General features: G+C 43.6%; 16 protein-coding genes and 2 tRNA genes. 8 read left to right on the forward strand and 10 right to left on the reverse strand.

Annotation, left to right across the window (positions count from 1 at the left end):
• From A2W93_06105 to A2W93_06125, 5 genes are all read right to left on the reverse strand, one after another.
• Nucleotides 1-549 carry a hypothetical protein gene (locus A2W93_06105; GenBank protein OFY56192.1) on the reverse strand — a complete coding sequence of 183 codons (549 nt, stop codon included), beginning with the start codon at nucleotides 547-549 and terminating at the stop codon, nucleotides 1-3.
• A gap of 59 nt (nucleotides 550-608) precedes the next feature.
• Complete coding sequence (locus A2W93_06110) at nucleotides 609-2,105, reverse strand: hypothetical protein (protein ID OFY56193.1); 1,497 nt, start codon at nucleotides 2,103-2,105, stop codon at nucleotides 609-611.
• A 71-nt stretch (nucleotides 2,106-2,176) separates the two neighbouring features.
• The gene (locus tag A2W93_06115) at nucleotides 2,177-4,417 is read right to left on the reverse strand and encodes a hypothetical protein (protein ID OFY56194.1); all 2,241 of its coding nucleotides are present in this window, start codon (nucleotides 4,415-4,417) and stop codon (nucleotides 2,177-2,179) included.
• Between the two features lie 111 nt (nucleotides 4,418-4,528).
• On the reverse strand, nucleotides 4,529-5,407 hold the full coding sequence (locus A2W93_06120) for a hypothetical protein (GenBank protein OFY56195.1): 879 nt from the start codon (nucleotides 5,405-5,407) through the stop codon (nucleotides 4,529-4,531).
• A 38-nt stretch (nucleotides 5,408-5,445) separates the two neighbouring features.
• Complete coding sequence (locus A2W93_06125; protein ID OFY56196.1) at nucleotides 5,446-6,327, reverse strand: hypothetical protein; 882 nt, start codon at nucleotides 6,325-6,327, stop codon at nucleotides 5,446-5,448.
• Between the two features lie 133 nt (nucleotides 6,328-6,460).
• On the opposite strand from A2W93_06125, the gene A2W93_06130 reads away from it, so the two are divergent.
• The 4 genes from A2W93_06130 (at nucleotide 6,461) to A2W93_06145 (ending at nucleotide 12,525) form a co-directional block, all read left to right on the forward strand.
• A tRNA-Gly gene (locus tag A2W93_06130) sits at nucleotides 6,461-6,536 on the forward strand.
• Nucleotides 6,537-6,587: 51 nt separating this feature from the next.
• Nucleotides 6,588-6,670: transfer RNA gene (locus tag A2W93_06135), tRNA-Leu, on the forward strand.
• A 258-nt stretch (nucleotides 6,671-6,928) separates the two neighbouring features.
• Nucleotides 6,929-9,145 carry a hypothetical protein gene (locus A2W93_06140; GenBank protein OFY56197.1) on the forward strand — a complete coding sequence of 739 codons (2,217 nt, stop codon included), beginning with the start codon at nucleotides 6,929-6,931 and terminating at the stop codon, nucleotides 9,143-9,145.
• A gap of 203 nt (nucleotides 9,146-9,348) precedes the next feature.
• Nucleotides 9,349-12,525: a hypothetical protein gene (locus A2W93_06145; protein OFY56198.1), complete on the forward strand. Its 3,177-nt coding sequence runs from the start codon at nucleotides 9,349-9,351 to the stop codon at nucleotides 12,523-12,525.
• Nucleotides 12,526-12,623: 98 nt separating this feature from the next.
• On the opposite strand, the gene A2W93_06150 is transcribed toward A2W93_06145, so the two are convergent.
• Nucleotides 12,624-13,244, reverse strand: a complete 621-nt coding sequence (locus A2W93_06150; protein OFY56199.1) for a hypothetical protein — start codon at nucleotides 13,242-13,244, stop codon at nucleotides 12,624-12,626.
• A gap of 208 nt (nucleotides 13,245-13,452) precedes the next feature.
• Here A2W93_06150 and A2W93_06155 point away from each other — a divergent pair, with 208 nt between their 5' ends.
• The 4 genes from A2W93_06155 (at nucleotide 13,453) to A2W93_06170 (ending at nucleotide 20,218) form a co-directional block, all read left to right on the forward strand.
• Nucleotides 13,453-14,244, forward strand: coding sequence for a hypothetical protein (locus A2W93_06155; protein ID OFY56200.1), 792 nt, complete (start codon nucleotides 13,453-13,455; stop codon nucleotides 14,242-14,244).
• A gap of 82 nt (nucleotides 14,245-14,326) precedes the next feature.
• Nucleotides 14,327-17,041, forward strand: a complete 2,715-nt coding sequence (locus A2W93_06160) for a hypothetical protein (GenBank protein ID OFY56201.1) — start codon at nucleotides 14,327-14,329, stop codon at nucleotides 17,039-17,041.
• A gap of 110 nt (nucleotides 17,042-17,151) precedes the next feature.
• A complete protein-coding gene (locus tag A2W93_06165) occupies nucleotides 17,152-18,747 on the forward strand; it encodes a hypothetical protein (GenBank protein ID OFY56202.1) in 1,596 nt (531 codons plus the stop codon).
• Between the two features lie 67 nt (nucleotides 18,748-18,814).
• On the forward strand, nucleotides 18,815-20,218 hold the full coding sequence (locus A2W93_06170; GenBank protein ID OFY56203.1) for a hypothetical protein: 1,404 nt from the start codon (nucleotides 18,815-18,817) through the stop codon (nucleotides 20,216-20,218).
• A gap of 186 nt (nucleotides 20,219-20,404) precedes the next feature.
• On the opposite strand, the gene A2W93_06175 is transcribed toward A2W93_06170, so the two are convergent.
• From A2W93_06175 to A2W93_06190, 4 genes are all read right to left on the reverse strand, one after another.
• Nucleotides 20,405-20,641: a hypothetical protein gene (locus tag A2W93_06175; protein ID OFY56204.1), complete on the reverse strand. Its 237-nt coding sequence runs from the start codon at nucleotides 20,639-20,641 to the stop codon at nucleotides 20,405-20,407.
• A 41-nt stretch (nucleotides 20,642-20,682) separates the two neighbouring features.
• A complete protein-coding gene (locus tag A2W93_06180; GenBank protein OFY56205.1) occupies nucleotides 20,683-21,255 on the reverse strand; it encodes an aminoacyl-tRNA hydrolase in 573 nt (190 codons plus the stop codon).
• A 280-nt stretch (nucleotides 21,256-21,535) separates the two neighbouring features.
• Nucleotides 21,536-22,837 (reverse strand): peptide permease, encoded by a 1,302-nt coding sequence (locus A2W93_06185; protein ID OFY56207.1) that lies wholly within the window; start codon nucleotides 22,835-22,837, stop codon nucleotides 21,536-21,538.
• A gap of 260 nt (nucleotides 22,838-23,097) precedes the next feature.
• Nucleotides 23,098-23,577 carry a hypothetical protein gene (locus tag A2W93_06190; GenBank protein ID OFY56206.1) on the reverse strand — a complete coding sequence of 160 codons (480 nt, stop codon included), beginning with the start codon at nucleotides 23,575-23,577 and terminating at the stop codon, nucleotides 23,098-23,100.
• Between the last annotated feature and the right edge of the window lie 303 nt (nucleotides 23,578-23,880).

The following is a 23,880-nucleotide window of genomic DNA, read 5'->3' on the forward strand; positions in this document are numbered from 1 at the left end:
TTATTTTTTGTGGATGTAATAATGGACTTTCATTCCGATAAAAAATTTTGTTTCCCAGCCGGCCGTGATGTTGACATTGTAATTTCCGAAAAATTCAATGCTGGCCGGATATTTAGCATCCAAAAGCAACAGACCTAGAGAAAAGTTTGCTTCGTCGCTGCTGTATTTTGAAATGCCTTTCAGAAAATTCAAGTCTGCAACAATGTACAAAGGATAATAACTTCGGAGAGGATATGCCCTGATGGCAGGCCCGGCACTGAAATCATAACCGGGATAAAACAGCTGCGTTTCGATTCCCGCCGAAATCCAGCGGCGGCCGATTAACAATGATATTCCGCCCGCCTTTTGCTGCCAGTCATGACTTATTTTCCCATGTAATGAAACATCAGGTGAATACAGCATTTCGGGAATCTCGACCAACGTCATATAACACATCTGATAGCTGATCGATGTGTCAATCTGACATTCACCGGAATGGCCGCGCAGCATTAGCCACAGCAAGCCAATGAAGAGTTTTATGCGGATGATATGCCGTGCTATTTTTTTCATCTTTGTGCGGAGATTCAGCGCTATGCGAAGCTTAAGCTTCGCATAGTTATATACGCCGGTTATCGTTTCAAAAACTTTCCAACCAAAATATTTTCAGACGAAACAAGTTGAACGAAATATAAACCCGCTGGCAGCGCACTGATGCAGATGCTGTTCTGATTATTGAGGAGTCCGTTTGAAATCACTTTCCCCGACAAATCGGAAATAAAATACGCATATTTATTTCCGGAAGGTACATCCATGAAAATGAGATCAGATGCGGGATTCGGGTAAACATAAATGGTGCAATTTGTTGTCAGATCCTGAATGCCTGCATAGTTGAAAAGAAAATTGTAACTGAGTGTAGCAGGCGTTTGTGTGTACGCGGGACTGGTATTGTTGGCTACCGACATAGTGAAAACACCGGCTTCGGGAATCACCTGAATGAACTGCAGACAAGAACTCTGTGTCGATTGGGTGTACATGATTTCCTTATTGTCAACTGATCCGATATTCACGCCGTTGTAGTAGTGATTGATGGAGTCTTTCACATTGATGTAGCGGCTGCAGTAGTCCTGCGCGTTGTTGCGCTTGATGAAATTGTTGGCGGCGTAGAGATTGGTTCCGTCAACCGAATCAACGTCGTTGATGTTGCGGTAGGTGATGTATGGAATTTGCGGAGCGCATTCGGCCACCATTGAAATCAGTGTGTCGTTGCCTGCGGTTGAATTCGCAATGGCAGACACGATAAATCCTCTGGCATAACCGTTGGTATTGGCATCTATGGCCGCTTTCACATCGTTTACATTTGTTTCGCCGTCGCCGTTGAAATCACTTTTTTCAACCGCTTTGCGCAGGGTGAGCGTCATGGGTTCATATCCTTTGTTTGTTTGTGCGGTAAAACCGTTCACTGTATTCAGAAATAAAACAAGTCCGTTATTATTGAGTGCCTGGGAGGCCACCATCTGACCTGCAATACCGGTCATGAGCCAGGGTTGTTCATCAGCTTCGGTTGGAAAATGAACGACAACCACCTGGTTACGGGTAATAACCTGATTGAGCGAAATGGCATCGAGAAAATGAGAAATTACGGCTTTGCCATTCAGATCTGTTCCCTGTGTGGCTGCACCCCAATTCATCAGACTGGAGCACTGTTGTGTTTCAGGAAAATCTTTGACTGACATAAATCCTTCGAGATCTGTCATAAAGTTCACTACAAAAAGGTCGAGATAAGTAAGTCCTGTTGTGTCATACCCAGCATAGGCCACGCCATCAATTATCCCTCGTGCTTCCGTTATGTAAATCGAATCGACGCTGAAGTTGGCCGGATTTCCAACGATGGCTCTTGCAAACGGCATATATACGCCATAAGTTGGTTGAATATAATTGTCCCAGATATCTATGATGTTTTCAGCACAAAGATAACCATACGCAAAACCGCGCTGATAGTGGCCTCCAAAAACCTGAATCACCTTTATGTTTGCCGTGTCGGCCAGTATGATTCCGTTTACAGACTGTGCTTTGGCCGCAGTAAAAAACAGCAAGCAAAGCAGAAAAGAAAATACAATTTTCTTCATGGATATTTTTTTCTGCAAGGTAATAAATTTTAAAAAGTTGTGCGAAGTTTGTAAACTTCGCACAACTTTATTTATTTCCCCTCAATAATCTGCACCGCTTTTTCAAGCACTTCGTCGCGGCCATCGAGATAACCGCGCAGGGTGGGGGTTACAACCACATCGGGTACTATGCCTACACGCTGTGTTTCGGTGCCGTCGGGATAATAAACGCCGATGCCTGAAATATAAGTGGTGATTCCACCTGGTAAAGTGATGAGACTGACATTGCCATCGGCGCCCGCTGTAGTGCTTCCAACAACGCTTGCCACCGGCGATGCGCGAAAAGCCATTGCATGATATTCGGCACTGCTTTGTGTGGTTTCATTAACGAGAATGACCACTTTTCCATTGTATGCACTTTTCATTCCCGGCACTGAGAGCGGTTTTCCGAAGGTGAACATCCCGGGGTTCTGAATACTGCCATTCGAGAATTTCACAAACGGAGTCTTTTTAAGATTGAAATACTGACTAAGTGTGAACACGGTAAAATCGCTCGGGTAGCAACGGATATCAATTATAATTCCCTTGGTGAGACGCAGCTCTCCCATCATTTTTGAGAGTTCTTTATTGCTGGCTGTTCCTAAATAAATGTAGCCGATTTCAGGAGTCATAAAACGCCAGGTCGGTGCTGCGCTTTCCGCTCCGGTATTGGTTTTTGCAAAAATTGCTTCGGGAGTGTGACACGGAAGACTTTTAGACGCGGTTTTTCCTTCACGTACATAAGTGACAGTGATCCCCCGGTCGTTTGAACGCAGCAAAAAGCCGGCAATGTTGCGCATGCGTGCTGCCTCGTTCGATGCCGGAACATGTTTTTTCAGGCGATCCACTTTTTGCTGAACGGTCTCCCCATTGATATCAATTATAATATCGCCAATCTGAAGGTCATCATCTTTCATCATTGACTCATTCAGATATCCGCTTACAACGGCTTTGTTTTCAATAAATGTCAGCTTATAATTTGCATAATTTCGTCCATAAAAATCGTTGCTGAATTCTTCACCAAATTTCGGATACGCATGCGTGTCGTTGATGCGCGTAATCATTTCCAACACGACTTTTTGTGCTTCAATTTCATCTTTTGCAGCAATCATTTTCAAAATAAATTCATTCGGAATGTTGTGCCAGTCTTCGCCGATCAAATGTCGGTTCGGAAAGAAATATTCAATCATATTATAATATCTGAACACTGTCAGAAGCCTGAATCCATCATCGTTCCAGCTGATGGTTTTATAGCTGCGTTCGTTATTAAATGATGGGTTGCCGACATTTTTATTTAAAGAAATGTAATAGTTATTTTCAACTCTTTTAGTATTTCTGATTTGTACAAGGGCCGCGCTTAGACCTGATCCAAGCATGGTTGTATCAGTTATCCAATTTAGTTCGGGAGTAAGTTTTGTGTTCTTTTTTATTTTCATTTTATTTCCTTTGCCGCTCACAGGGCCAAGTTTGCTCACCCATGCCAGCAAGGAATCGTTGCGTTGTTTTGAATCGGTAATAGGTAAATAGGAAGGAAGAAATCGAAAAAGCTCGTTGTCCCAGTTGTAATTTCCAGCAGCAATAGCCGGATGATAATATTTCAGAAAACCCCAGACTTTGCAGAGCAAAGCAATATTGTCGACCTGCACGCGATTTGTGATGCCGATTTCTATTCCGCTTGATGTTGAGAATGCAGTGTCCTGATCTGCCTTGAAATCTGCCCCCTTAATTTTTGGCGCTTTCAGATAATCTTTTCCATCAACAAGCAATTGAAAATCATCGGCCCAAAGAGAACCGTTTCCTTTTAGAATTACACCGACATACATGGTTTCGGCTCCCTTGCCAAGCGAAAACTGCGGCGTGTTGAATTCATACCAGTCGTTGGTTCCTTTTAAATTTGAAACATTGTTGGTGAAATAATAGTTATTGCCACTGCCTTCGATGCTTACGAACAATGAAGCATAGCCATCTGTAACGGCTTCGGTTTTCATGAACGCTTTGAACTGTGCTGTTTTTCCGCTAAAAGTAACAGGAACTGCAAAAACAAAACAGCCAAAATCCTTTTCTCCTGCATCGGCATTGCGAACAAGTTCCAGGGCATTATTTCCAGCATGCTTTATGGTGCTTTGAATGTTTAAGGAATAATTGCTTCCCCAAAGAATACCATTTTCCGGTAGGGCATTTCCTTCCGGGGTGTTTTCAAAAGTGAAATCTGCAGCGGTTTGTGCAAACAAAAATGTTGCAGCACACATCAAAAATAGAAAAGAAAAAATACGGCTCATGATTTTTTGTTTCAAAGTTACAAATCCATTTAACACCTGTAATTCCTCGCGCGGATTTGCAATCCGTGCGAGGAATTACCTGTCACGGATTTGAAATCCGCGCCAGGTGCTGAGGTATTTACAAATCTATTCTCCCAAATACGTCATCACTGGTCTGAAACCCACAGTTGGTGCGGGTCCGCTGAATGGCGCCACGCTTTCGATGCGTACATCGGCACCCGGCGACATCCATGATCCACCCACCACAATGCCGCTCTGCTGCACCATTTCGGCAGCATTGCCCGACATGTCGTACAGTCCCCAATCGTTGGGTGCGTAATGTCCGGTGATGATTGTGTGAAATCCGCCATCTTCCGAAAAATTTTCAGCCGCATCGGGAACCAGCTCGTATTGCTGTTTTTCGTGGTTGTAAGTTATATGCTTTTCATTCAATGGTCTGAAATTGCATAAATAGCAACCTTTCGAATTGCGCAGGTAGGGCCCGCCCCAGGGATACGGAGCCAGTTTAAGACCTCCGCGTGCAGCCCATATCCATTCTTCGCGCTGCGGCAGCCGGAAGGCACATTTCTGTGGACCTTTCTCAGCCTCATATTTTTTGGTAAGCCATTGACAATACATCTCTGCGCCCTCGCGCGAAATATTCACGACCGGATAATTGTCGTAGGCAGGATGGCTGAAATAATTCTCCACCATCGGCTGATTGTAGCTATTCTTGTCCATTTGCCATTTGGCAGTGTCTGGCAACGCTTTTTTGTACGCAACCATGTCTCCTTCGGCTTTCAAATCGGCCAGAAATGTTCGATACTGCTTGTTGGTGACTTCGGTCTTCGACATAAAAAATGCCTGTACGGAAACGCTGGTGGAATCAATCTCACAGGTTCCCATCGGTACAAACGCAAATCCATCAGGCGCTTTTACGGTTTTCTTTTTGCCAGGTGAAAAAGAGGATAAAACGATAAACCCCGCTAACAGAAAAATACCCCATTTGATTTTGTTTGTTTTCATGACTCGGTGTTTTGTTTATGGTTACAAGATGTCATTTACTATTTCGAACTTCCGGTGTATGTAATCACAGGCCTGAAGCCAACGGTTGTGCAGGGACCATCGAATTTCTGAATGCTTTCCACGCGTACATCATATCCGGGCGAACGCCAGGAACCACCCGCTGCAATACCGTTCTGCTGAACCATTTCAGCCACGTTGCCCGACATGTTGTACAATCCGTAACCGTTGGGCTTATAGGATTGTGCCGGAGCAGTTATATCAGCTGCATCATGCAGAATGCCGGCATAATGCGTGTTACGTATTACTTCATAATTTCCGGTGGTGTCGTTATAATGAATGTTTTCCGAACCCAGGTGAAAAAAATTGCACCGCAGACCATCTTTGTCAACAAAAGATTCTCCAGGCCAGGGATAGTCGCAGCCGTTCAATCCGCCCCGGGCGGCCATCACCCATTCTTCGCGATAGGGCAGGCGAGCGTCGTTGATATTTTCACCATAGGCTTCGCGCATTTTTTTGGTCAGCCATACGCAGTACAATTCGGCCTGGGTGCGCGAGATGTTCACCACCGGATAATCATTGTATGCCGGATGGCGGAAATAGAATTCAACGTAAGGCTCGTTGTAGGCCAGTTTGTCGCGCCACTGCAGGGTGTCGGGCAGGGCTTTGTTGTATGCTTCCATATCGCCGCTGGCTTTCAGGTCAACCAGATATTCCCGATAATCTTTGTTTGTAACTTCGGTTTTGGCCATGAAGAAAGCCTGCACCGAGACAGTATCAGAGCCGACAGTGGTAGTGCCCATCGGGACAAAAACAAATCCTTCGGGGGTTTTTACCGGTTTCTTTTTGTCGGGGGTAAAGGCCGACAGCAGCGCTGATCCCGCGAACAGCACAGCAATAAGACTGATTTTTCCTGGATTCATTCGATGAATTTTAGGGGGTTTAACAGAAATGTAAACGAAAGTAAAGGTCTGAATATTTTATAAAGGGGGGTAAATATTTCAGTAAAAATTTTTTTGCGAATAAAAAAATGATTGTATATTTGCAGTCCGAAATGCGGAAGTAGCTCAGTTGGTAGAGCACGACCTTGCCAAGGTCGGGGTCGCGAGTCCGAGTCTCGTCTTCCGCTCCAAGACCCCCAAAGATGGGGGTTTTTAGTTAAAGAACGTTTACCAGACGACAAGCCCCGGTGGTGGAATGGTAGACACGCCGGACTTAAAATCCTGTGACTTTCGGGTCGTGCGGGTTCAAGTCCCGCCCGGGGTACATTTACAAGTGACTAAACGCCTGATTATTAATAGTATTTGGGCGTTTTTTATTGGCAGTGGGGGGACTTCTGCATACACTTTTTGTCAAAAATGTATTTACATCAGTTGTTGTCTCGAAATAAACTACGAGATGAATAATATCATTACTTGCTTTTTTCCAAACAGTAACACCTAAAATTATTTAAAACACGCGCGTTTGACAAAACGTTCCCGTTTTTTGACAACAGGGAATCCCCCTTTTTGCGCACTAAATCAAGTGTCGGGAGTCATTAACACTTTTTGGGCATTGCTTATGGGGCTTGTTTTTTCAAGCGGGTTTCTTTTTGTTTTATCTTTGTGCGGGCGGTGTAAAAAACTTGTTGTTATGCTGTTTTCAAGGGGCAAAACATTTATTATTTTTCTGTGCGTTATCTTTCTTATTCCGGCTTTGCTTCAAGCTCAGCTGTATGAACCTGATTTAACCGGAAACACCGAAAAGAAACCGGATAGTCTTTCGCTGCAAATCAGGACTTATGAAAACATTGTTGAGGAAATGCAGCGCCAGCCTTCGAGCTATGGCTCTCTGGTAAATATAATGTCTCAGCTGGGCGATCTTTATTCGGCCAATGAGGACTACCCAAAAGCCATTTATTTGTATATGCGCTCCATCATTATGCGGCAGATGGGACATTCCTCTCTGAGTCCCAATCAATCATCGGTTGCGTGGCAAATGATTGAAGTGGGAAATTCGTTTTACCGTTTGCGCGATTACCAGTTGGCCGAAAACGCCTACCGCAATGCCGCGCAGTACTTCAATAAAACAGCAGATCATCAGGGCTTGATTACCGCCATCAACAATATAGGGCTTTGCCGTTTAAATATGGGAAAGCCAGAGGCCGCATTGCCCGTGTTTCAGAAAATGCTCGCGTTTTCAAAACAAATTAATGATGTTGCCAGAGTTTATTCCTCAAGCATTTATATCGGTATTTCGCTTTCGGGAATGAAAAAATATGATGAAGCAATTGCTGTGCTGAACAACGTTGCTCACTTTGAAATGGACAACGAAAACCTTGATCTCGAAGATTTCAGAAAACTACAGCTTGGCGAAACCTATCTTTTGTCGGGAGATACGACAAATGGAATCAGCACCTATCTCAGTCTGACTGAAAACGCAAAAGATGCAACAGGTATTTATTACAAATCGATTGCATTCTCCCGGTTGGCCGGTTTTTATTACAAAGAGCATGATTATCAGAAAGCATTGACTTACGCGGAGGATGCCTACTCATTACTCAAGGACAAGCATCATCTGAATGTGATAACGGACGTTAATGGTTTGCTTCATCAGCTGTATAAGGCTACCGGGAATACCAACAAAGCGCTGTTTCATTTCGAAGCCTATCATGAGGGCATTATGCAAATGAATAATCGCGAAATTGAAACATTTGTCAGCGATTACAATAAAAAAGTGGAGCGGATTGCTATTAGTCACGAACTAAAAAGTATTCGTGAAAACAGCGAGCGTATTCAGGTTGAAAAGTCAAATCAGCAAAGTCTCTCCATTTTTCTTGTCATTATTGCCGTTTTGCTTCTTGTTATGCTGTTTACCGCAAAGGGTTTCGATGCTCGTGTGGGCTTATTGCTCGATCACATAAGATCATATTCTAAAACAGAAAAAATATACTTACTGCTTTTGCTTGGCGTATATTTCATTGCGTTCTATTATTTCTTTGTTCCTGTTGAAAACGCTGTTGGATTGAGAAATCTAAGCTTCACGGAGCGGATGTATCCGGGTCTCATTGCATTTATTGTGTCGCTTGCTTTGGTCTCGGTGTTCTATTCGCCAGTAGCGGGGCAGAAAAAAGTGAAAAACTGGTATGTTTATGCTTTGTTTGTTTTCGGGCTGGCTTTTTTAAGTGTTTTGCTGGCCGAGTTTGTTCTTTTCAATGTTAGAGGTTTCGGTGGATTCAACTTTCTGTTGTCTCTTTCGCTGATTGTTCTGGCTTCCTTCATTGTCCCCTTATATCTGTTTATCTTAATTGTAGAAAAGCTTGTTGTCAGGCACGTTGCCGCTATTTCTGAGTCATTGAACCAGTACATTGGCCAGATGAGGCAGAAGCCGGGTCCCGATAAGAAAATGATAACCCTGCAAAGCGAAAAAACGAGCGGGCGTTTATCTTTTGATATTTCAGAATTGATGTCGGTTGAGGCACAAGGCAACTATAGTATGTTTGTCCTTGTTCAAAACAAGGTTGTTAACCGAAAAATTTTGCATATTACCATGAAGGCCATTGAAGAAGGTCTTGCTGAATATGAATTTGTGGTTCGCTGTCACAAATCCTATATGGTAAATATTCAACATATTGCCAAAGTAACTGGAAACTCGCGGGGCTATCTTGTGCATTTTGATGAAGAAACAGAGCCTGTTCCTGTTTCAAGAAATTTCCAGAAAAACGTTATGGAGGTCATCCGTAAGTTTAAGGATGGCTTTTGACAGTAGAACCGTCCTTCTCGTCAAATCCACAACCCTCTTATCATTTTTTAAACCCTTATATGTAATACGACAGGCCCGTATTGTTCGCTTAAACTAAATTTGCAATCGACAAAACACAGTCGAACCGTAAATTTAGCATTATGAATATACGAGTACGCAAAACACAGTTAACGAACTTAGCCATTAAAATTGCAGCATTATTAATGCTGACCTTTATATTATTGGCTGGAATCAAAAGCTCACAGGCAGCAGTAAGCGTTACAGCTCCCACACTTAATATTTCAACAGCAACATTTCCTTCAGTATATTATCCATTGGGAAATATTGTAATTACTGAAGTCGCGAACGGAGACTTTTCGGCAGGAACAAATGTTACATTAATTATTCAAGCACCCACAAATTTTGAATTTCAACCGTCAATCGGAACGGTATCTTTTGCGGCAAGTGCAAATATTTCTGCAGCAACAATGACTTCTGTCACAGCAAATCTGATTACTATTACCTATTCTTCAAGCGGCACCAACAAAAAAGATGTAATCACCATCACTGGGCTGATGGTGAGAGCCACCAACATGGCCAGTACCGGCAATGCTACACGGAGTGGCGGAACAGGTACAATTGCAGGTTTGCCACTTGGCACCGTCATGGCTAACTTTACTTCCACCCTGGCCACCGGTTGTACCCATACACTTACCATTACCGATACTTTTGGCGACGGCTGGAACGGTGGCACCCTAGATGTTACCGTAAATGGCGTCACAGTCTTAACGGGCATTACTCTGGCGGCAGGCTCAGGCCCAGAAGACCATACTTTTACTGCCGCCAATGGCGATGTGATTACGGTTATTCGTACTGCTGACGGAACATTCCCTTCTGAGATGCGTGTGACCATTACCGGTGGAGCCGCCAATGTCATTCTGGCTGCACAGGAACCTGTTGTCACACCCGGCACCAGTGTAATGGGATGCTGCGCGCCGACAGTGCCCGGATTGGCCTCATACACCAGCCCTTCAAATGGCACCATTGATCAGGATGTGTGCGGAATAACCCTGACCTGGGATGCTCCCACCGCCAATGGCTGCAATACAGCAACCTCATATGATGTTTATTTCGGGACTTCGGTCACTCCACCACTTATTGACAATACAACAGCCACCAGCTATTCCACCTCTTTTTTAACAGCTTCTACCACTTATTACTGGAAAATCGTCCCTAAAAATGCCATCGGCAACGCTGTTGGTGCGCTTACATGGTCGTTTACCTCCAGCGCTGCCAATCCGGTCCCGGGACTGGCCACCTATAATACGCCTGCAAACGGCGCCACCAATCAGAATTGCTGTGGTGTTGCCCTCAACTGGACCGAACCGGCTGTTTCGGGCTGTAATGCAGCTACTTCGTACGACGTATATTTCGGAACCTCCGCTACACCACCGCTCGTCGGCAATTTTACGGGGACTACGTATAATACGGGCGCGCTGAATACATCGACCACTTATTACTGGAAAATAGTCCCGCGCAATTCATTCGGAACAGCGACAGGCGCCATTACACGATCGTTTACAACCAGCGCAACCATATGTTCTGCTTGTACGCACACTATACGCCTGACCGATGATTATGGTGACGGCTGGAATGGAGGAACCATAACCGTAACCGTAAATGGGGTTCCCGTTCTTACCAATATTGCTCTGGTTGGGTTGACCGGGCCCGAAGATTTTACCTTCTCGGCCGCTGATGGAGATGTGATAATTGTAACCCGAACGGCCGATGGCTCCTATCCTTCCGAAATGCGTTTTGAATTACTTGGTGCAGCTGCAACGGTAATTCTTCCGATACAACAACCGGTTACTACCCCAGGCACCAATGTGTCGGGTTGCTGTACACCTCTCGCACCATCCTGCGCATCAAATCCTTCTCCAGCCAATGGTGCCACCAATATCGATCCCTGTTCACCCAACTTTTCATGGACAGCACCTGCAAGTTCAGGATGCGATATTGTTTCATCGTACGATGTGTATTTTGGCACAAATGCCAGCCCCGCATTTTATGCCAACATGACCGCCACGGCGTTTATGCTGCCTGGCGCATTGGCTGATAACACCACTTACTACTGGAAGGTTGTGCCAAAAAACGCTGCTGGTGCTGCTACCGGTTGTTCAGTGTGGAGTTTTACCACCAGCAGTTCTTCAAATCCATATTATTGTCTTTATGGAAGTGCGCTCAATTACCCATCCGGAGGAGCCAATTGCGCCCAATTAACCTCAGCTTCAGCAACACAGAATGGTTGCGCCTGGAACCGCGGCACCATTTCTTTTGCTTCTGCATTTGATTATTCTATCCAGATGTATTTTGGCGCTTCTGGTGGTGGCGCCGATGGATGCGCGTTTGTATTTCAGAATTCTCCGCTGGGCATCAGTCAGTGCGGAGATAATGGCGGACAACTGGGCGCCGGCGGGATTTCCAATGCGGTTGTAGTTGAATTCGACACCTATGACAACGACAACCCTTCGCATATTTTCGACATCGCCGCAGATCACACTGCCATTGAAATAGACGGAGACATGCAGGGCTGGGGCGCTCCGCTGTGTGGTCCAGTGCAGGCCGATCCACTCGACGCTTTGCTGGCCGACGGATTGTTGCACACCTTAAGAGTCACCTGGGATCCGGCAACAAACACCCTTTGTGTGTATGTGGACGGAAGTCAGCGCATTTCATGTGTATATGATTATATCAACAATGTATTTGGAGGTAATCCCAATGTTTGGTGGGGATTTACCGGCTCCACCGGACTGCTGGCCAACCAGCAGTATTTCTGCCCGCTGACCATTCCGCTGCCTGTCGAAATGATGCAGTTCAATGCTACCTGTAACGATGGAAATCCGCTGCTGACATGGTATACAGCCAGTGAAACCAACAATCATTATTTTGTGATTGAACGCTCCGAAGATGGTTCTACTTTCGATTCCATCGCACGGGTACAGGGTTCGGGAAATACCAATGCGGTCACCATGTATCAGTTTGTCGATTACACCAATGTTGCAAGCGAGGTATATTACAGACTCCGTCAGATGGATTTCAATGGTGAAAACACCGAACTGGGTATTACAACCACAACCTGTAACACCGTGCACGAAAAATTAACCATTCTTTCGGTCAACCAGGAAAACAATTCCGAATTCAACGTCAGCTTTTCGACCGGTGTTAGCGGCAATCATCAGATATTGCTTTTTGATATCAACGGTCGCTTAATCGAAGAGCAAAACATGAATTGTCAGGCTGGAACCCATCATGCCGAATTTTGTGTAAAACCAGAACCCGGCTTATATCTGATTCAGGTGTCAAACACCAGCGAAAAATCTTCCTACAAATGTAAACTGTAACCCCCCCTAACATACAGTAAGCCGGAGCGTCGAAAGGCCTCCGGCATTTTTTTGCTAATAACCCCTCGAAGGGTTCCAAACCCTTCGAGGGGTTTATGTCAAAGCAGTTCCCGAATCTGTGCCAGCAAATACTCAAAAAATTCGTCTTCACTCATGTCGAGTTCGTGGCGGTAAATGATTTTTCGGATGACTCCGTTGCGGTCAATAATGATGTTGCCCGGATAGGACCAGCTGTTGAATGAATTGAATACAGCTTCATCGGGATCAGCGACAATGGGAAAATGCAGCTCCGGATGTTTTTTTATGACCGCCCACCTGTTTCCAAAATACAACGAGTCTCTGTCGAGAAAATGCTGCAGTTCTTCGTTTGTATTGTTTGCAAATGCAAGCAGCTGAAAATCGGGATTGCTTTTAAGGGTGTCTGCAATCCTGTTCAGGAGCGGATTTTCAATTATGCAGCCTCCGCAGGTGAGAAACCAGAAATGAACAAGTATTACTTTGTCTGAAAAAATTTCACTATTAAATCCACGACCATCGGCAGCATTGATGGTGAGAAACGGCGCATCGGTGCCAATTCTTTTTATTTGCGCAAATGCGGCATCGAAGGTTTCAGTTTCACCATATAAATGCCTCAGACGAATGGAATCTGTAGTGAAATCGGGTTGTGCCTGCAGGCTGACAGATATTAACAGAAAAAAGAAATATTTCAGAGATTTCATATTACAAAAATACGAGAATTTTGACTGATTGCTTTTATTCTTTATCCGTGTGAAATTTTGTGAATTCCCAAAAATGGACTCAAACGTATTCCTGTCAGACTATAATTCGACATCTGTCCATATTCAATGATATACAGCCAGGTGGTTACAGCCAGAAATTCAGCAACAAAGGATGTATGATGCCTAATTTTGCAAAAATATTTTTCCAATGAAACAAATCTCTTTTTTTCTACTCGTTTTTATGAGCTGGCAACTACAAGCACAAGGGCCGTTTACGCCCCCCTATTCAACAGACTTCAATTCTTACACCACGGAAGATGAATTTCTGGCCGACTGGTCATATCAAAACAATCTACCAACCGATCAGGCTGGAGTCTGGGGCTTTGACAACACGGCCTATTTCGGCTACAATTCATCCAACTGCCCTTTTTATTTCACTGCTTCAACTTCAGGTGGCAACGACTGGCTATTCTCTCCCGGATTTACATTGATGCAGGGAGCAAATTATAGTCTTTCATTTCTGTATGCAGGAGCGCTTGACGGCTACACTGAAAAAATGAAAGTATACATCGGCAATGCAGACACGTCTGTTGCAATGACACAAATGCTGCACGATTTTACTGACATTGCTTCTGCAGATTTTCAAATGCTTTCAGTTTCATTTACAGTTCCGGCTAACGGCACTTACTTTTTCGGCTTTCAGGCATTGTCAGCCGCCGGAAATTTCGGAATTTTGATTGATAATTTCTCCGTTGATAACGGCACCGGAATCTACAACAACCAGGTTTCAGAAAACGTTTTTTATCCTAATCCATGCATAGGAATTCTACATGTTTCCGCAGATGAGCCTCAGGATATTTCGATTTTCTCAACGGATGGCAAAGTTGTTTTTCAAACAACCGCAAATGGCTCTGCAGACCTGACAAATCTTCCCGATGGTCCGTATTTCATGCAGATAAATAACAAAGAAACCCAGCTCCTGATTATTCAGAAGTACTGACCAATCTGGTGTTAACAATTCCGTGTTGATCTTTTCTTCGGTAGCCCATTTTTCACCATGGGTCTTTCATTAGATTTGCAGTATGAAGAAAATCATCCGGTTTTTCAGAAATCTGGACCGGCGCACACTCCTGCTTGCAGGCGGTGGGGCGCTTGTTGTTATACTTATTGTTCTCCTAATTGTTTTGAAACCTTTTTCCTCCGGGAAAACGTACGAGGCTTCTGATGTTATTCCTGACAATGCCTTTGCTGTTTTTCGTATCAATAACCCGGGCGAATTAATTCACAACAGCAGCTTTTCCAATACCATTCAGAATATTTCTTTTTTACCAGCCTTCGAAGATTTCTTATATGGCCTGAAACAGGCGGATACGGTGTTTTCCGTTAGTGAAAACAATCCAAATCTGCTTTCTTCATCAAAGCTTTATGTGTCGCTGCATCCAACAGGAAAAAACAAAACAGAAACATTGTTTGTGCTTGAACTACCCGACAACATAGATGCAGCGCAGATTCATGAAGATCTGCAGGGCAGCGGAAAAATTTCATTCAGCGAAAAAACGGTGGAGGGCAGCACTTGTTATTCGATAGGCAAAAAGTCGTTCACTGTTTATCCATGCAACAATCTGCTCATTGGATCTGTTTCGGAACGCCTGCTATCTCTTTCAATCAAAGCCTCGGAAAAAAAGTCCGGACTTTCGCGCAGCGAAGAATTTATGAATGCACAGAAAACTGCATCCAATGAATGCGCTTTAAACATTTTCGTCAACACCCCGTTGCTTTACAGGTCGCTCGGACAGCTGGTTTCAGGAGACACTTATGTCAATCTTGCATTTCTCGCAACATTGTCTTCCTGGGGAAATCTGGATGTAAAAGTGCAGAATGACGTTATGGTTTTTTCTGGATTGTTTCCGTTGAATCAAGACGGAACTTCGTTTATGACTTTATTCGACGAGCCGTTGAACGATGCAACAGAAACTATTTTATCCATGCTGCCGGCCAACACGTCGGCTGCATTTTCGTTCGGCTTCGGGAATTTCGAAAAGTTTTTTTCAGCTTATGCAAAAAGACTTTCGAACGAAAAGCAAAATGCATATAACAACGACGAAGAACTTGCGCATCTGAACGACGAAGCAGAAACCGAATCGCTGGAGGATTGTTTGTATGAACATGTTACCGGAACCTTGTGTGTTTTTTCAACAGCCGTGGGTCCGGGTCGTGAACCCGAGGTTTATTGCGCTTTTCCGATTAACGATGCCGAAGCGGTAAAAGAATGTTTGCTTGATTATGCTGAATCGAATGAATGGGACACCCTGAATTTTCGCGATGCGACTTTGATTGAAATTCCGGTGGAATATGTCGCCTATAGTCTTTTCGGGCCGCTGTTTGAGCCGATTTCCGAAACATGTATTGCGGTGACAGACGAGTTTGTTTTCATTGGAAATTCAGCGGAACAACTGAAACCTGTTCTCAACGATGTGCTTTCGGGCCGCACACTGAGCGCGTCTGCGTATAAACAAAATCTGAAAAACAACATCTCGTCTTCGTGGAATACATTCACCTATCTCAATACAGCAGCTGCGGAGTATTATCTTACAAACCGCTGGCTGAGCGATACTACGATGATCTCATCGCTTGACGTTGCGCGTGGAAAAAAACAATCGGGAATAATTTCACTTACCTGCGCACGACAGTCTGACGGAATTGTGGTTAGTGGCACCTGGTTTTTCGGGAAACCGGATTCGACATCATCGGAATCATGGGCAACCACCCTGGATGCCGATGTGGCGGGTCGTCCGGTGATTCTGAAAGATTTCAAAACCGGTGAAACATGGGTGGCTGCAGCCGACGTTTATGACAATGTTTATTTGCTGAACTCCGAAGGCGTGATCGTTTGGAAAAAAGAAGTCGGGGATGCTGTGAATGGAGATTTTCAATTGCTATGGTCAGGAAATAAAGAAAAAAGAAGTGTTGCTTTTTCAACAGCAAAAGGCATTTATATCATTGGCCTTGACGGCGAGATGAGAAAATCTTTTCCGGTATCGGTTCGCGGAGGCGTTGCGTCGAATCTGTTGGTTGCCGACTATGAAAACAATCAAAACTATCGCCTTTTATTTTGCGACAACAATGGTATTTTTAATAATTATTCAACGGAAGGAAAACCTACAGAGGGCTGGTTAAAACCGGATCTGAGACAACACAACGACAGCCGTGTTTTTTACAGTCCGCTTGGAGGAAAGGACTATCTGATCGTTTCAACGATTGGAAGCTCTGTGCAAATATTCGATCGCAAAGGAAAAGAAGTTCAGACTATTGACGAAATACAATTCAACAAAGGACTGAACCCGCTTCAGGGCGCACGCGACGCTGATTTCTGGACATCGTTTTCCAGCGACGGAGCTCTTATAACTTTTAATATTGAAGGAAAATTCAACACATTGTCAGAAAAATCCTTTGGTGAAAATGTATTGTTCCATGTAAGCGAAAATCAGATTATTGTTGTTTCCGAAGGCACCATGTATGTGCTGGATAAAACCGGAAAGGAACTGTCATCCGAAAAGCTTTCGGAAACTGCCATTGATTATATCAGCGTTGTAAAAAGCAGCAAAAACAATTTTTTAATTTTCCACAATTCAGATGATGTTGTCGGCATCATTTCCACAACTTCCGAATACGCAGAAAAAGCATTGAAGTCCGATGCATCCGCTTTTGATTGTGTCACTGATAAAAATAAAATCCTTCTGATCACTGCCAATGGAAAGTCCATTGTGTCTGAAATTGTAGGTGTGGAAAAGGATTAAATGTTTTTATCAATGGGCTATTGACAATGGCATTCAAAATAATGTATCTTTGAAATTCTTTTTTCTGCAACGCTCTCACATTATAATTGTCTAACAAAAAACATCATACCATGAAAGTTAAACTATTGCTTGCTACCGGAATACTCGGGCTGGCTTCGTTGTTCATGGCATCCTGCGTCAAAGAAGAATTTGACATGGATACCGTTACAGCGACCAACTGGAATCCGAATGCAGCTGCACCACTCATCAACAGCAGCCTTTCACTGTGGGATATTATGAATGATTATGATTCAACCGACCTTCTGGTAGTTGATTCAAATCAATTTGTTTATCTGGTTTACGAAGACACTGTGTATAGTGAATCAGCAGAAGATCTGATTCCTGTTGCTGACCAGTCGATGAACTACAGCGACAACCTCATTTTGGGGACTGTGTCGGGTGATCAAACCTTTGATTACGACTATAATTTCGATTTATCCCTGGGCGGCGGAATGGAGCTTGATTCCATGTTTCTGAAAGCAGGCTTGCTCTCTATGGCAATGAATTCAGATCTGAGCTATCCGGCCACCATCGTAATGACCATTCCGGGATCAACGCTCGGCGGTTCTCCTTTTTCTGTAACGCTGAATTATTCAGGATCGGGTAGCAGTACAAGTTTTAGTCTCATGGGCGCCAAACTGGTATTTGACAATTCGGTGGTAAGTAATCGACTGGCTGTACATTTCAAGGTGACGGTTCATGGAAACGGGAGTGCGAACAACGCGACTTATGCCAACTTCAATATGAATCTTGCAGGCATGTCTTTCCGCTTTTTGTATGGCTATCTGGGTCAGTTCGATCTCAGCCTGAACAACGACACCATTGGCATTAAAGTGTATAATAACAATCTCACAGGCTCCGTTAACTGGGAAGATCCGCGTCTCTACATCAATGTGTATAATGGATGGGGATTGCCCATAAGATCAACCGTCGATTATCTTGAAGCAATCAGAACCAATGATCCTCCAGCCTCGGTCATTATTTCCGGTTCTGGTATTCCAAACCCCTGGGATATTAATTTTCCGACGGCTGTTGGTAGTATATCATCAACATCATTTATGCTTGACAAGAGTAATTCGAACATCGATAATGCGCTGAATATTACTCCGCAAAGAATTCTTGCCCTGGTTTCAGGTTCTACCAATCCAAACGGGAATGTGGTGAAAAACTTCGTGGAAGATGTGAGCAGATTGGCTGTTGAAGCCAAACTCGAACTGCCTTTTTATGGAACAGCCGAGGGATTTGTTTTGCAGGATACTTTTGACATCAGCTTTGGAGAAGATCTCAGTCATGTTGATTGGATTATGTTTAAACTGTATACCAACAATATGTTCCCGATTGATGGAACTGTTCAGCTATATTTCTGCGACTCGCTCAATAACCGCCTCGACTCATTGCTGAATCCGGTGGATCAGATTCTGATGTCAGCCACACCTGGTCCTGGTCCAGATTATATTGTGAGTTCTCCTGTTGCAAAAACTGTTTCACAAACCATTGGCGGAACGCGCATTGGAAATCTGGAGAACACGAAAAAAATTGTTATTACAGCATGGCTCGACACCTACAATGCGGGCACACAGCTTGTGAAAATTTATTCCTACTACAAGCTGGATGTTCGTCTCAGTGCTCAGGCACAGCTCAAATTCAATAGTTCCGAAATAGATTAAGGAGGTCGCCATGAAAAAAACAATAATAACTATACTGATTTTTGTTGCGGGATTGTCGGGCTCAAACATGCTGAATGCGCAAAACGACATGATTATTCAGGGAATGCGGATTATTCCGCAATCCTATTATTCCAATCCTGCATTTATTCCGCAATGCAGATTTCATTTCGGAATGCCCGCTCTGTCTTCTTTTTACATGGGCACTGGTCACAATGGTTTCAATGCGAAAAATGTGATTTCGGTGAATTCGCTTGATTCTGTTGAGCTGGATATTGAATCTATGCTCAACAGCATGAAAAAAAACAACTATGTTTTTCTTGAAGCCAACGAAGAATTGTTGTCTTTTGGTTTTAAAATAAAGGACAAGCACTATGTGAATTTTTCAGCTACTGAGCGCGCTTTTGCGCGGGTTTCGTATCCGAAAGATTTGATGGAGTTTGCGTTTTATGGCAATGGCGCTATGCTCGATCAAACACTCGACATCGGTAATTTTAGACTAACAGAAAATCATTATCGCGAATTTGCATTTGGCTATTCTTATTTGTACGACGATACCTGGACCTTTGGTGCCAGAGCAAAAATACTTTTTGGAATGTCGAATGTAAACACACGTCGCAGCGACATTACCCTTCACACCGAGGGTGAATTCTTTGATATTACAGCTACGTCAGATATTCTTATCAATACAAATGAAATTGACAACATGTCGGATTCAACCATGGACGAAAAAAAGTATCCGGTGGATTATCTCACCATGACAAAAAACATGGGACTTGGTTTTGATTTCGGTGCTACTTACAAATTGGATGATAAAATCACATTTGGATTGAGCGTGCTCGACCTGGGCTACATCAGTTGGAAAAGCAATCCGATGAATCTTGTAAGTCAGAATCCTGGAGGATCTTTCACCTATGATGGTGTCGATATTTCAGAATTTATGGATCAGGGCGACAGTGCGTTTTTGCAAGATCTCGAAGATTCGCTGATTGATATTTTCATGGTGGATACCACATACGAAAAATACAAGACATCGCTCAACACACGCATTCATGCAAGTGCTTTTTATAAGGTGACTAAAAACGATTATGTTTCTGCTATGGTTCGAATGCATTTTTACGACAGAAAAGTTCATCCGTCATTCAGTCTTGCGTATATGCGTAAATTCGGTGACATCTGGCATTTGACAGGAACGTATTCCATCGCCAATCGCAATTACGCCAATTTTGGCATTGGAATGTCGTTGAAACTTGGCCCTGTTCAATTGTATATGCTAACCGACAATATCTTTGGGCCCCTCATCTGGAATCGTTATACATGGATCGAAGAAAAGGAAGACGATTTTGGTGTCACCACTTTTGAAACCCAAAAATTGACTCTTCCGCGCAACTGGAAATATATGAATGTTCATTTTGGAATGAATTTCGTCTTTGGCTGTAAACCCAAAAAAGATCTCGTTCCGATTCTTGAATAAATTTCTTTTGAAATAAAATTTCCGCATCTTTCAAATCCGTCTTCATGAAAAAACTGGGGACGGATTTTTTTATTTTTTTATTCCCGGGGCTCTGCCCCAGGCTGACATCTGTCGCGCCTTCACGTGAAACGTGACAAGTTGGCGCTTTTTGTGCTTCGCAGTTTTTATTGTGCCTTCGGCAACATTTTAAAATTCTTTTTCGTTGCAGACGTTACAATCGTTACAGACGTTACGCGTTACGTAGTTACAATCGTTACAAATATTTCCAGAATCTAATCTTTCCACATCGGCGAACATGTCGCGTTTTACGTGAGCTGCACATTTCCACATCCTCGTAAGATAAAAGACAAAAGAATAAAGATAAAAGTGATCATCTAATATTTCCACATCGCCGCACTTGTCACGTTTCACGTGAGGCGCCATATCGGCAAAGCCGCACATCTTCACATTTGTATTTCGTATTTTTATATCGTCTCCGGCATTTTGTTGTATTTGTTCATCGCATTATCCATGCCGCCCAAAACAAATTCTTCAACCGCTTTTGCTGCAAGTTGTATGCGCTCAGTAACTACGGGCACTTGCTCCGGAAACCAGCGTCCAAGCACATAATCGACCTGCATGCCTTTGGGATAATCGTTGCCGATTCCGAAACGCAGACGTGAAAACTCTTCTGTTTTCAGTGTTTCAATAATATGATCAAGCCCATTGTGTCCGCCGGCTCCGCCCTTTTTGCGCAATCGGATTGTGCCAAGTGGCAACGCCACATCATCGGCAATGATGAGAAATTGCTCCGGACTTTCCTGTTGTAACCAATACGAAACCGCTTTGCCACTCAGGTTCATGTAGGTCGATGGTTTTATCAAAACAATCTTGCGACCTTTCAGCATATAAAAAGTCATGTCGGCATAGCGCGAAGGCTGAAAAGTAACTTCGTGTTTCAATGCAAGATAATCCACTACTTCAAAGCCAATATTGTGGCGGGTTCCCGCATATTCGCGACCAATGTTTCCAAGTCCGGTAATTACGTACGTTTTCATTGCAGCTTCAAAAGTAATAATCTTTTGTGGATTTGCGGTAATCGCTCAGGAAGGATTTAAATTCATGGTTTGGCCACGATGACACCAAGACACGAAAATATTGATTAGACCTTGAAGCAAAATCTCTCTGCGTCTCCGCGCTCTCTGCGAGAAACTATTATATTCCCTCTGCGTCTCTGCGCTCTCTGCGAGAGATGGTATTTACTATGCGTCTTTGCTAGAAACCTCTGCGAGATACAATATTTACTCTGCGTCTCTGCGCTCTCTGCGCGAAATTGAATTACTCTGCGCTACCGCGTGAAACCTCTGCGCGTCCGAATAGGCGGTTGTAAAAAAACAACAGAATAACCGACAGTAATCCAATGCAGCTGAACGTGAGCCAAAGCGCCGATGGATTGTTGTTTTGTTCAACAAAATGCACATATAAAACAGCGCCCAGAATTCCACCAACCCCGCTTCCAATCACGCCGTACAGAAATGCGTATCCCTGATACAACGCCTTCTTGTCTTCCGGAGCAACCAGTCCTACATAAGATATAAATTTCGGATGGGCTGTCATTTCACCAAGAGTGAAAACAACACAACCAAGAAGAAAAATCCAGCCCTGAGTTGAGAACGCAAGAATGGCCATGCCAAGCGACCCGAACAGTATTCCGACCATCATAGTCGGCAGCGGTTTTGTTTTTTTCAATATGGCCGAAACGAGGAGTTGCAGCAGAATAATTACACCAGCATTGACGACAGTGACATGTTCGGCATCGAATTTCCAGTTGGGAGAGGACGTAAAATTTGAAAGAAAAGAATTTACGAATGCATTTACAGCGCTCATATCGACTTGTTCTGTCACATACCACAACACGGCATCGTACATTTGAAAGTACATAATCCAGAACAGAGAGTAAATAACAATGAGCAAAATAAATCTTACATTTTTGAGCACCAAAAACATTTCAACAAATGTTTCTTTCAGCGTTTTTTGTTTGTCGGGCTTTGTTGTTTCGCGGAACGACAACATGTTGAGAATGAATAGCCATCCTGTGCCAACAGCAGCCATGATGAAAATGTAATTCCAACCGAATGTTTTCATCCATGGAATGAGAATAAGCGGAAAAATAAATGCACCGAGATTGATGGACCAGTAATAAATGCCGAAGCCTAGCGACGAATTGTTCTCATCGGTGCTGCGTGCAATGGTTCCTGCAATGAGCGGTTTAAACAATCCGGCACCGCAGGCCATTAAAATCAGACATAAAAATATCATCGGATACGAAGAAACCGTACTCGACAATGCATAACCTGAACTCATGAGAACAAACGCCAGCGATAGAATTTTTTTATATCCGAAACGAGCAGCCATCGCTCCCGACAGGATTGGAAGTAGATATAACAAAGGCGTAATTGTGCTTTTAATCACACCAATACTTTCTTTCGAAAAGCCCAACCCGCCTTCGTTTACGCTAAGTGCAAGATAAACCGACAGCACCGACATGACGCCGTAGTACGAGCCACGTTCGAAAAACTCCATCACAATAACGGTGTAGAAATTGCGCGGAAACGACCGGAACGATTTGAAGACTGACATTGTAAAAATTGTTGTGCGAAGATAATAATCTTCGCACAACTTAGTAGTATAATACAAAAGCCGATTAAGAAAACACAACGGAGTTATGTTTAATCCAATGCAGCGAAATTAATCTGCAAGCTGGCTTGCAAAGTTTAATTCGGTGCATTTGATATCGGTTTTTGCCTGAATAAACCAAACTCTGTGTGCCTCTGTGCGTACTTCGTGCAACTCTGTGTAACCAGGAATTATAGGCCGTGACACTGTTTCGTTCAGCTGGCTTAATTAAAACACCTGAGAATGTTGCCGCGGCTGTGTTTGCCGCTGTGGCGGCGGAATTTCTTTTTGCCGCTGTGTTTGTAATTAAAAGCTTTTATACTTTTCGAAATGTCTTTTACAAAACTATGCTTTTTCTTTCCTGATCCCGATGATGAATACGACGCCGATGGCGAAGAAGTGCTTCTGCTGCGTGATCCAACCTGAAGCTGTATTCCGCCTTCGCTTTTTTGCTGAATGTCATTACCGGTGTTGTTTATATTTATATCGTAATTTATCTGGGCCTGTTGATTAATCAGATTTCCGCCCACCGGATTTGCATCTGTATTTACAACCTGAATATTCACATCATTGATCTGATTGGTCTGCACATCTATTGGATTGGCGTTGTTGAGCCCGCCCACCGGATTATTGTTCAGACTTAATTCGTTTTGTCCCGCTGCCACAGCGGAAATCAGCAAAAAAAGCAGGGTGAAGTACTTCATGTTTCAGTTTTTAAGGCGGGCCGTGAAACAACAATTGTGCCGTAGAAGCTCAATGCAAAACGTTCAACTTACAACGTTTGCAGCTTAATGCCGAAGTCTTGAAGATGGAACTGGTTTTTAATCCTTACCTTTTTAAGCATTAAGCCGATGTACTAAGTTCCCGGGCGTAGCTGATTTCACTACAAACACGATATTGGCTTATGTAGCACCGGGATCTCCTATGAATAAAACTCCCTTTGTTAGTTGTTGCAGAGCCTATTGAAAATATTTCCTCAAAGCAAGGGCAGTGAATAATACTACCCC

This window comes from Bacteroidetes bacterium GWF2_43_63, from assembly GCA_001769275.1.
GTDB lineage: Bacteria > Bacteroidota > Bacteroidia > Bacteroidales > DTU049 > GWF2-43-63.

Excerpts from the sequence above, each read along its gene's own strand:
- A2W93_06105 (OFY56192.1), bottom strand. The coding sequence starts at position 549 with ATGAAAAAAATAGCACGGCATATCATCCGCATAAAACTCTTCATTGGC.
- A2W93_06110 (OFY56193.1), bottom strand. The coding sequence starts at position 2,105 with ATGAAGAAAATTGTATTTTCTTTTCTGCTTTGCTTGCTGTTTTTTACT.
- A2W93_06120 (OFY56195.1), bottom strand. The coding sequence starts at position 5,407 with ATGAAAACAAACAAAATCAAATGGGGTATTTTTCTGTTAGCGGGGTTT.
- A2W93_06125 (OFY56196.1), bottom strand. The coding sequence starts at position 6,327 with ATGAATCCAGGAAAAATCAGTCTTATTGCTGTGCTGTTCGCGGGATCA.
- A2W93_06145 (OFY56198.1), top strand. The coding sequence starts at position 9,349 with ATGCTGACCTTTATATTATTGGCTGGAATCAAAAGCTCACAGGCAGCA.
- A2W93_06150 (OFY56199.1), bottom strand. The coding sequence starts at position 13,244 with ATGAAATCTCTGAAATATTTCTTTTTTCTGTTAATATCTGTCAGCCTG.
- A2W93_06155 (OFY56200.1), top strand. The coding sequence starts at position 13,453 with ATGAAACAAATCTCTTTTTTTCTACTCGTTTTTATGAGCTGGCAACTA.
- A2W93_06160 (OFY56201.1), top strand. The coding sequence starts at position 14,327 with ATGAAGAAAATCATCCGGTTTTTCAGAAATCTGGACCGGCGCACACTC.
- A2W93_06165 (OFY56202.1), top strand. The coding sequence starts at position 17,152 with ATGAAAGTTAAACTATTGCTTGCTACCGGAATACTCGGGCTGGCTTCG.
- A2W93_06170 (OFY56203.1), top strand. The coding sequence starts at position 18,815 with ATGCTGAATGCGCAAAACGACATGATTATTCAGGGAATGCGGATTATT.
- A2W93_06175 (OFY56204.1), bottom strand. The coding sequence starts at position 20,641 with ATGGCGCCTCACGTGAAACGTGACAAGTGCGGCGATGTGGAAATATTA.
- A2W93_06180 (OFY56205.1), bottom strand. The coding sequence starts at position 21,255 with ATGAAAACGTACGTAATTACCGGACTTGGAAACATTGGTCGCGAATAT.
- A2W93_06185 (OFY56207.1), bottom strand. The coding sequence starts at position 22,837 with ATGTCAGTCTTCAAATCGTTCCGGTCGTTTCCGCGCAATTTCTACACC.
- A2W93_06190 (OFY56206.1), bottom strand. The coding sequence starts at position 23,577 with ATGAAGTACTTCACCCTGCTTTTTTTGCTGATTTCCGCTGTGGCAGCG.